The sequence below is a fragment of the Mycobacterium sp. E1715 genome (assembly GCF_001667625.1).
In the GTDB taxonomy this organism is placed as follows: Bacteria; Actinomycetota; Actinomycetes; order Mycobacteriales; family Mycobacteriaceae; genus Mycobacterium.
Genome location: NZ_LZJJ01000004.1, coordinates 1 through 4,154, shown reverse-complemented (window position 1 = coordinate 4,154; position 4,154 = coordinate 1). Strand labels below are relative to the sequence as shown.

Below are 4,154 nucleotides of genomic sequence, written 5' to 3'. Positions count from 1 at the left end.
ACTCGCTGCTACCGCTGCTGCACAACTACCAGAAGCCTTCAGTGCCGATCAACGGTTCGATGGCACCGACCGACCGCTTCCGCGCCGCGGTGCAAGAGGCGAAAGTCGGCCCCGACAAAGACATCCCGCATGTCTCGGCGCCGATCATCGTCAAGTACATCACCGACCTGCAGTTGCTCGGACTGCTGTAAAGGCAGCAAAGACCGATCGCCAGCCCGGCTTCGGGCCGGCGATCGGTCTTTGTGTGAGCGCGTTACTGCGAAGGATGCGGCCAGCGCAGGTACGCGGCGTTGGCACCCGCCGCCGCGCCCGAGCGCTGGCGACGCCACCCGCGCTTGGGCTCCGGGTCGGCAGCCGTGCGCGGCTTGGTCAGTGCGCCCGAGGACACCTCGGCCGACTCGTACGTCGATTCGCGGTACGGTTCGACGCCCGGCGCGGCGGCGGCCACCGGCGCGACGGGCTGGACGTCACGCGCCAGCCGCACGGCCGTGCGCGCCAGCACAACTCCGCCCACGAAGACGATCAGCGCACCCAGTCCGGAGAAGTAGCTGACCTCGAGCACCGCGCGCTTGCGGTCGGTCGCGGCGACGGGATCACCGGCGGAGCCGATTCCCAGCAGCGGCGCGAACTGGCCGCCCACGACGAACCAGGCGCCGGCCAGGACCGCCAGCCAGCCGCCCAGCATCGCCGCGACGCGGTTTCCGGCGACGATCAGCAAGAGGCCACCCAGCACGGTCGCCGCCCCCGGCAGAACCTCGAGCCACCCTCGAGCCGTGCTCCACGCCCACTCCCGATCGGGCGTGTAGGCGAAGTTGAAGCGCGGTCCGACAAACGGTATTAACGCCCCCCAAGCTCCCATGATGACCAGGAGCAGTCCGCTGACCGCGCCACGCGAACGCGGCATGCTCAGCCCGCGTGTTTGGCCGTCTTCTGCGTATTTCATGACATCCCCTCGTTGAATACCGGGCCTGTTTCCGGCCCGGCATGGGTACCCGACCATTTCCGCTTGTAACCCATGCGGCGCGCGGAATTCCGCCCCCGGCGGTGACCATTGGGGCTGGTGAGACAGATGTTAAAACCTGAGGCCGAGCAGCAGCAGCGCGATCGCGATCGCCGGAAAGACGCCCTGCGTGACCGCGGCACGCCCCTTCTCCGGTGCGGACAGCAGCAGGACCACCGCGGCCGCGGCCATGGGCCCGACGCCGGCGAAGATGAGCGCCGCCCCAACGGCGTTGTGCCGCAAGATGATCGCCCCGATGCCGAGGCCGGTGACCACGGCCAGGAACAGGTTGTAGAAGCCTTGGTTGAAGGCCAGCAACTTGGTTGTCTCGGCCTCCTCGGCCGTCGTGCCGAACGTGGCGCGGGTGCGCGGCGAGGTCCAGGTGAACGATTCCATTACAAAGATGTAGACGTGCAGTAAAGCCGCCAGTCCGGCGAACACCAACCCGGCAGTGATCATCGCTCCTCCTCGGTGGTCGAGGCCTGCGCGGTGGAACTTTACCGACCTGCGGTCGCCCGGACCGCCCCGGACGCGAAAGGGCGCCGGTAGCCAATGGCTACCGGCGCCTCCCGCGTCACTCGTTACACGCCGGCGTGGTGGTGCCGGTGGAACAGGCCGCCACCGGCGCGCCGACCGAAGAAACCACGCCCGCGGGGCTCGGCTTCGACCCGGTCCGTCCGCGCGGCGGGCATGCCGCCCCGCGTCTCGTCGTACATGGCCGGGCCGCCGGCCGGCACCGCCTCGGCGGCCACCGGGGCCGGCTCGGTCACCACGACGTCTCGCGCGTGCCGCACCGCCAGGCGCGCCACGGCCGCCCCGCCCAGGAACACGATCAGGGCGCCCAGGCCGGTGAAGTAGGTGACCTCGAGCAGGGCTCGTTTCAGGTCCGTCGACGCCACCGGTTGCCCGAGGTCGCCGATGCCCAGGGTCGACGCGAACGCGCGGCCGACCACGAACCAGGCCCCGCCGAGGACCGCCAGCCAACCGCCGAAGACGCCGCTGGCGCGGTTGCCCGACGTAAGGACCAGCAGGCCGCCCAACGCCGTGGCGGCCCCGGGGAGCACCTCGAGCCAGCCCTTGGTCGTGGTCCACGTCCACGCCGGGTCGGTCAGGTAGGCCCAGTCGATGTTGGGCCCGAAGAACGGCACCAGTGCGCCCCAGGCGCCCAACAGAATCAGGAGCAGCCCGGTTAGCGCGCCGCGGGTGCGTGGCATGTACAGCGCGCGAGGGCGTTCGTTGTCGTAGCGCGTGGTCCTCATCAGAATCTCCTTCAACAGGTATTACTGCTGTGAGCTTGGTTACCCGACGACGCCCACGCATAACCGATCGCGGGCCGCCAGGGTGTCGGCTGGGAACGCCGGCTGTGGCTGGTCCGCCGGGGTGGCAGGGGCCTGAGCAGGCCGGACAGCGTAGCCGCGGACCGCCGCGGCCGGGCTGACCCGCAAAGGTCACGATTTGGTCGCGCTCGCGATCGCCACTAGTCCAATGGTGGCGACCCGCATCGCCCGGCCTTCGCCGCGCTCGCGATCGCCACTAGTCAAACGGTGGCGACCCGCATCGCCCGGCCTTCGCCGCGCTCGCGATCGCCACTAGTCAAACGGTGGCGACCCGCATCGCCCGGCCTTCGCCGCGCTCGCGATCGCCACTAGTCAAACAGGCCTGGTTGGCCCAACCCGGTGACGCCCGCCGGCGGGCTCATGCCCAGGTGTGTCCATGCCTGCGCGGTGGCCACCCGGCCGCGCGGCGTGCGGGCGACCATCCCGGCGCGGACCAGGAACGGTTCGCACACCTCCTCGACCGTGGTGGCCTCCTCCCCCACGGCCACCGCCAGGGTCGAGACCCCGACCGGGCCCCCGCCGAAGCTGCGGGTCAGGGCCGACAGCACGGCCCGGTCCAGCCGGTCCAGGCCCAGCTCGTCGACGTCGTAGACCGCCAGTGCGGCCTTGGCGACGTCGCGGGTGATCACCCCGTCGGCGCGCACCTCGGCGAAGTCGCGGACCCGCCGCAGCAGCCGGTTGGCGATGCGCGGTGTCCCGCGCGAGCGCCGGGCGATCTCCTCGGCCGCCTCGGCGCCCAGCTCGATGCCGAGGATGCCGGCTGAGCGGGCCAGCACCAGCTCCAACTCGGCGGGCTCGTAGAAGTCCATGTGGGCGGTGAACCCGAACCGATCGCGCAGCGGCCCGGTCAGCGCGCCGGACCGGGTGGTGGCGCCGACCAGGGTGAAGGGCGCCACCTCCAGGGGGATCGACGTCGCGCCTGGACCCTTGCCGACCACCACGTCGACGCGAAAGTCCTCCATCGCCAGGTACAGCATCTCCTCGGCGGGCCGGGCGATGCGGTGAATCTCGTCGATGAACAGCACGTCGTGCTCGACCAGGTTGGACAGCATGGCGGCCAGGTCACCGGCGCGTTCCAGCGCCGGACCCGACGTCACGCGCAACGAGGACCCGAGCTCGGCGGCGATGATCATGGCCAGCGACGTCTTGCCCAGCCCCGGCGGACCCGAGAGCAGGATGTGATCCGGTGTGCCGCCGCGATTTTTGGCGCCCTCGATCACCAGCTGCAGCTGTTCGCGCACCCGCGGCTGGCCGATGAACTCCCGCAGCGAGCGCGGCCGCAGACTGACGTCGATGTCCCCCTCCCCGACGGCCAGCGCCGGCGACAGCTCGCGGTCGGCGAAGTCATCGTCGGGGCTGCTCATTTGGTCTTGCCCAGCAGCGAGAGGGCGGCGCGCAGGGCGCCGGATGTCGTCGCGTCCTGATCGGTGGCCAGCACCTTGTCGGTGGCCTCCTCGGCCTGCTTGACGGCGAAGCCCAGGCCGACCAGCGCCTCGACCACCGGCCCGCGCACCGCGTGCCCGTTGACCACGGACGCGGGCGCGCCCGCTGACACCGCGCCCACCTTGTCCCGCAGCTCGAGCACCATTCGTTCGGCACCGCGTTTGCCGATCCCGGGAACCCGGGTCAGCGCGACCACGTCGCTGTCGTGCAGCACCTGCCGCAACGCCGCCGCGTCGTGAACCGCCAACGTCGCCATCGCCAGCCGGGGGCCCACCCCCGACACGGTCAGCAGGGTCAGGAACAGGTCTCGGGTCTCGGTGTCGGTGAAGCCGTACAGCGTCATCGAGTCCTCGCGCACGACCATCGCGGTGATC

At 70.8% G+C, this 4,154-nt stretch carries 6 protein-coding genes; 1 reads left to right on the top strand and 5 read right to left on the bottom strand.

Going from position 1 to position 4,154, the window contains the following annotated elements; translation table 11 throughout:
- Positions 1–191: hypothetical protein (locus tag A9X03_RS00080; RefSeq protein WP_156746426.1), on the top strand; the 191-nt coding region annotated here is incomplete at its 5' end.
- A gap of 62 nt (positions 192–253) precedes the next feature.
- Here A9X03_RS00080 and A9X03_RS00075 read toward each other — a convergent pair.
- The 5 genes from A9X03_RS00075 to ruvA all read right to left on the bottom strand — a co-directional run.
- A complete protein-coding gene (locus A9X03_RS00075) occupies positions 254–943 on the bottom strand; it encodes a hypothetical protein (RefSeq protein WP_067752094.1) in 690 nt (229 codons plus the stop codon).
- 129 nt (positions 944–1,072) lie between these two features.
- On the bottom strand, positions 1,073–1,459 hold the full coding sequence (locus tag A9X03_RS00070; protein ID WP_067752097.1) for a DUF1304 domain-containing protein: 387 nt from the start codon (positions 1,457–1,459) through the stop codon (positions 1,073–1,075).
- A 122-nt stretch (positions 1,460–1,581) separates the two neighbouring features.
- On the bottom strand, positions 1,582–2,259 hold the full coding sequence (locus tag A9X03_RS00065; RefSeq protein WP_067752103.1) for a hypothetical protein: 678 nt from the start codon (positions 2,257–2,259) through the stop codon (positions 1,582–1,584).
- A 386-nt stretch (positions 2,260–2,645) separates the two neighbouring features.
- The gene (gene ruvB, locus A9X03_RS00060) at positions 2,646–3,701 is read right to left on the bottom strand and encodes a Holliday junction branch migration DNA helicase RuvB (RefSeq protein WP_067784382.1); all 1,056 of its coding nucleotides are present in this window, start codon (positions 3,699–3,701) and stop codon (positions 2,646–2,648) included.
- The coding region (ruvA, locus tag A9X03_RS00055) for a Holliday junction branch migration protein RuvA (protein ID WP_068019426.1) at positions 3,698–4,154 on the bottom strand (457 nt) is incomplete at its 5' end. The genes ruvA and ruvB, both read right to left, overlap by 4 nt.